Origin of the sequence: Amycolatopsis thailandensis (assembly GCF_002234405.1) — a bacterium.
In the GTDB taxonomy this organism is placed as follows: domain Bacteria; phylum Actinomycetota; class Actinomycetes; order Mycobacteriales; family Pseudonocardiaceae; genus Amycolatopsis; species Amycolatopsis thailandensis.
Genome location: NZ_NMQT01000079.1, coordinates 1 through 4,289, shown reverse-complemented (window position 1 = coordinate 4,289; position 4,289 = coordinate 1). Strand labels below are relative to the sequence as shown.

Here is a 4,289-nt window from a genome sequence, read left to right as displayed (position 1 = left end):
GCACGTGAATGCGGTGTCCAGTCACGAGGCCTAAAGGGCTTCGAGGGCTTTCGTCATCTCCGGCACCAGCTCGTCGCCCATCTTCTCGAATTGCCGCTTCAGGAAGGGGTCCGCGAGTTTCGCCAGTCCGTGGAACTCGATGGTGGCGTGATAGCTGATGGTCGTCGTGCCGTCTTCTTCAGTCACCGTCAGATCGTCGGTGGATGTGGCTGTCTTGTTGTCGCCGACGAACACGATCCGGCCCGGCTCGAGCCGTTCGAGGCGATAGGTGAGTTCGGTCTTCTTGCCGCGGAACTCGGACACGTTGTGCCACTGGGCTCCGACGGCGATCGGGCCGGTGCCGTCCCGGGTGCAGGACACGGTGCCGGGGTCCCACGCCTCCGCGTGCGCGAAGTCCTTCAAATAGTCGACGACGGTCTGGGCGGGGGTGCGGACGGTGATCGTCCGGTGCACGTGAACCACCAGCCAAACGGTACGCACTCGTACCGCGCGCCGCAGTGTGGCCGGATCACGGTCCGGGGGGAAGGTTCCCTTCACGTCACGTCCGCAAGGGTTCCGGTGTCCTGAGCAGCGCTGCGGAATGTCCTGAAGGGCCCCTTCAGGACACGACGTCGAGTCACCGAACCTCAGGTGTCCCCGATGTGGCATTGGGGACGCTCAACGTCCCCAATGCCACATTCGGCGCACACCTCGACGGCACGCCACGTTTGCCTTACCCCTCAAGAGAACCGCGCACGCGTGAAGGCCCCCTTCCTGTACCTAGGCGCAAGGAAGGGGGCCTTCATGTACTTGAAGCGGGTGGGGAGCTACTTCTTCCAGGTGATCGGCTTGTCCTTGTACCCGTCACCGTCGCCGAAGGTCGCGCCGCCGACCTCGTCGCCGTCCTTGACGGCCTGGAGCGCACAGGTCTCGAAGGTCGCACCGACGGTCTTGAAGTCCTTCTTCGCCGTCTCGGACTGGCACTTCGGGGTCTCGCCGGTGATGATCACGCCGGTGCTCTTGCCGTCCGTGCCCACCGCGCGCAGCCGCACCGAGCTGTAGGTGAGGTCCGTGCCGCCGACGTTCTCCACCGACAGCCGGATGTACACCGGGGTCATGCCCTTGGCCTTGTCACCGTAGGCGGCGAGGTCTTCCTTCGCGCCCAGTTCGATCGCCTTGACCGTGATCGCGATGGTGCCGCTCTTGTCGTTGCCGTACTTGAACGGCACGACGGCGCGCTCGCCGACCTTCAGTTCACTGCCCGGCGCGGTGGCGTCGGCGTTCGAGACCGGGACGGTGCCGCTGGTCGCGGGCGAGGACTCGGCGGCCGACGACGTCGGAGCGGGCGCGGGGGAGGGAGCCGGGCTGCCACCCTCTTCCTTGCCGCCGCAGGCGGAAAGCAGCAGCACGGCCGCGCAGCCGGTGGCGAACAGGGCGATACGGTGGGACTTCATGAATCTCCTCGGACTTTTCGCCGGGTCGGCTCCGGCGTATACGCCAGGCACCGTAATCGACAGCGGAGTACACCACCGTGGTCCGTTCGCACCACGGGTGATCACGATTCGATTACGCTAATCGGCCCAGCTGTGGTTACTTCTTCCAGGTGATCGGCTTGTCCTTGTACCCGGCGCCGTCGCTGAAGGTCACGCCGCCGACCTCGCCGCCGTCTTTGACGCCCTGGGTGTCGCAGGTCTCGAAGGTCGCGCCCTTGGTGGCGAAGTTCTCCGGCTCCTCGCCTTTGCAGGCCGGGGTGCCGCCGGCCATGATCACCTTGGTGCCCTTGCCGTCCGCGTCCACCGCGCGCAGGGACACGTCGGCACCGGAGATGTCCGTCCCGCCGACGTTCTCGATCACCATCCGGACGTACACCGGAAGCGTGCCTTCGCCCTTGTCCTTGAACTTGGCGAGGTCTTCCTTCGGCCCGATGTCGATCGACTTGACGGTGATGGCGATGGTGCCGGACTTCTCGGCGTACTCGAACGGGACGACGGCGCGTTCGCCGACCTTCAGTTCGCTACCGGGTGCCATGGTGCCATCGGCGTTGACGGTCTTCCCGCCCTCTTCTCCGCACGCGGAAAGCAGCAACGCGGCGGCGCAGCCGGTGGCGATCAGGGCGGTACGGGCGGACTTCATCGATCTCCTCGGACTCCTCGCCGGATCGGCTCCGGCCTGCGCTACGCAGGGTAATCACCCCCGGGGTCCGACGCTGTGGCCCGTTCGCACCACAAAAGATCACAGATCACTCACGCCGATCAGCCCGTCCTGGATCGCCCGCGCGACGAGCGCCGCCTTGGTCGGTGCCTCCCGGCCGATCTGGGCGTACTTGACCCGGATCCGTTCGAGATGCGAGTTGACCGTGTTCGGCGAGATCCCCAGCCGGTGCGCGACGAAGTCCTTCGACTCGGATTGGAACCACTCGATGAGCACCTCGGTCTCCCGTGCGGAGAGGGCGGGACGCCGCTCCGAACGGTCGCCTGCCAGCGCGCCCGCCAGCGACGGCGGCGTGTACGACCGGTCGGCCGCGGCCGCGCGCACGGCTTCGAGGAGGTGTTCCGCGCCCTCGGCCTTGGTGAGATAACTGAGCGCGCCGAGTTCGAGGCACTGCAGGACGGTCTCGTCGTCGGCCCGCATGGAGTAGACGACGACGCGGCGGCCCGCCTCGGTGAGCCTGCGCAGATCGCCCATCGCCGGGGTGGTGCTGTTGAGGTGCAGGTCGAGGATGACGACGTCGGCCCGCGCGCCGTCGCCGATCCAGGCGGCCCGCACGTCCTCGCCCTCGGCCACGACGGTGACCGGCGGGGTGCCCGAGGACAGCCAGTGCACGACCCCGGCCCGTACGGCCGGATGATCGTCGACGACCACCGCGGTCAGTTCGGTCGCGAACGCCATTTCGCCTCCATCCACGATCGTTCTCCGAATGCGTGCCATTCGACGTCGACGGCGCCCGATCCGTTCGCCGTCGCGCCGGGTTCACCGTCGGTGATCGCCGCGACCCGGATCTCGTCACCGATCCGAAGGACGCTGACCCGGGCTTGGGACCGGGCGGCGACCAGGGCGATCATCAGCGGGCCGGTCAGTTCGCGGCGGATGCCGGTCGGCACCGGCGCCGGTTCGCCGCTGACCGCCAGTGTCACCGTCACGCCCCGTCGCTCGGCGAGATCGACGCACGCCGAAACCTCGTGCACCAACGGATCCGGGACGTCGTCGTTCTCCGCGAACAGCCGTCGCAGCTGCGTCGCGGCGAGCGTGCAGCGCTGCCGGACGATCTCGTCACGCGGATCCAGCGTGCGGTCTGCCAGTCCGGCGAGCAGCGGAAGGGTGGCGCCGAGCTGACCGGCGAACCGGCTCCGCTGATCGGCCTCCCGCTGCTCGGCGAGCGCCTTGCGATGGGCCTGCCGGTCCCGCTCGGCCGAGGCCTCCGCCGCTTCGCCCGCCCTCCGGTTGACGACCCTGATCAGCGTCAGCGTCGCGGCCTGGAAGGCGAGCACGCTGAGCCCGACGATCACCGCGCTGCCGATCTCGCCGCGATCGGTGGGCGCGGCACCCTGCCGGAGGAAGGTGAGCGTCATCTGGAAGACGAGCGCGGCCATCGCGAGCGTCGGCCGGTCCAGCAGCAGCACCAGGAGATGCCAGCCCGCGAGGCCGGACGCCCAGTCCCCGTCGCCGAACAGCCGATCCGGCGGCAGCGCCCAGGTCGCGGTCGCCGACGCGGCGAGCACGACCACCGCTCCGGGGAGCGCGACCGGCCAGGGGACCGGTTTCCAGCGCAGCACCCACCACGCCGCCACGACGAGCACCGCGGCGAGCGTGGTGAACGCGACCCGGCTCGCGGTGCCGTCGAGCCGGACCAGGCTGAGCCCGACCTGGATCACCGCCGTCGCGAGCAGGACCGCGATCCGGCAGCCGCCGAGTACGCGGTCCGCGGTCTCATTCATGGGGCCACACCAGGTCCACCGTGGTTCCCGCCCCGGGCGCGGAGGTCACTTCGGCCCGCCCGCCCGCCGCGGCCATGCGCTCGACGAGCGAACCGCGCACACCTCGCCGCTGCGCCGGCGTCGCCGCCGGGTCGAAACCGCGGCCCTCGTCCCGGACGGTCACGCGGACGCCGTCCTCCACCGTCAGCAGGGCTTCGCCGACGCCCGCGTGCCTGTCTACGTTCACCAGCGCCTCGCGCACGGCACGGACCCGCGGGAGGGCCGCCGCCGCCCGGATCGGCGGGCCCCGCGCCCCCCGGGCCTCGCCCTTCACCTGGCCGTGGTGGGGGCCGCACCGACCCGCCGGCTCGAGCACGACCACGCCGCCGGGCCCGG

At 69.7% G+C, this 4,289-nt stretch carries 6 protein-coding genes; all 6 read right to left on the bottom strand.

Features of this window, described 5'->3' with window-relative positions; all coding sequences use genetic code 11:
• Positions 1 to 30: 30 nt before the first annotated feature.
• Positions 31 to 462, bottom strand: coding sequence for an SRPBCC family protein (locus CFP71_RS22510; protein WP_093935926.1), 432 nt, complete (start codon positions 460 to 462; stop codon positions 31 to 33).
• A gap of 344 nt (positions 463 to 806) precedes the next feature.
• Positions 807 to 1,433: a hypothetical protein gene (locus tag CFP71_RS22505; RefSeq protein ID WP_093935925.1), complete on the bottom strand. Its 627-nt coding sequence runs from the start codon at positions 1,431 to 1,433 to the stop codon at positions 807 to 809.
• A 136-nt stretch (positions 1,434 to 1,569) separates the two neighbouring features.
• Positions 1,570 to 2,112: a hypothetical protein gene (locus CFP71_RS22500; protein WP_093935924.1), complete on the bottom strand. Its 543-nt coding sequence runs from the start codon at positions 2,110 to 2,112 to the stop codon at positions 1,570 to 1,572.
• Between the two features lie 99 nt (positions 2,113 to 2,211).
• Positions 2,212 to 2,868, bottom strand: coding sequence for a response regulator transcription factor (locus CFP71_RS22495; protein WP_093935923.1), 657 nt, complete (start codon positions 2,866 to 2,868; stop codon positions 2,212 to 2,214).
• Positions 2,847 to 3,914 carry a histidine kinase gene (locus CFP71_RS22490; protein ID WP_093935922.1) on the bottom strand — a complete coding sequence of 356 codons (1,068 nt, stop codon included), beginning with the start codon at positions 3,912 to 3,914 and terminating at the stop codon, positions 2,847 to 2,849. Before CFP71_RS22490 ends, CFP71_RS22495 begins: the two co-directional genes overlap by 22 nt.
• Positions 3,907 to 4,289: sensor histidine kinase (locus tag CFP71_RS22485; protein WP_244199790.1), on the bottom strand; the 383-nt coding region annotated here is incomplete at its 5' end. The genes CFP71_RS22485 and CFP71_RS22490, both read right to left, overlap by 8 nt.

Bases quoted from the DNA above. Each gene is read 5' to 3' on its own strand.
- CFP71_RS22500 (WP_093935924.1), bottom strand. From the start codon at position 2,112: ATGAAGTCCGCCCGTACCGCCCTGATCGCCACCGGCTGCGCCGCCGCG.
- CFP71_RS22495 (WP_093935923.1), bottom strand. From the start codon at position 2,868: ATGGCGTTCGCGACCGAACTGACCGCGGTGGTCGTCGACGATCATCCG.
- CFP71_RS22505 (WP_093935925.1), bottom strand. From the start codon at position 1,433: ATGAAGTCCCACCGTATCGCCCTGTTCGCCACCGGCTGCGCGGCCGTG.
- CFP71_RS22490 (WP_093935922.1), bottom strand. From the start codon at position 3,914: ATGAATGAGACCGCGGACCGCGTACTCGGCGGCTGCCGGATCGCGGTC.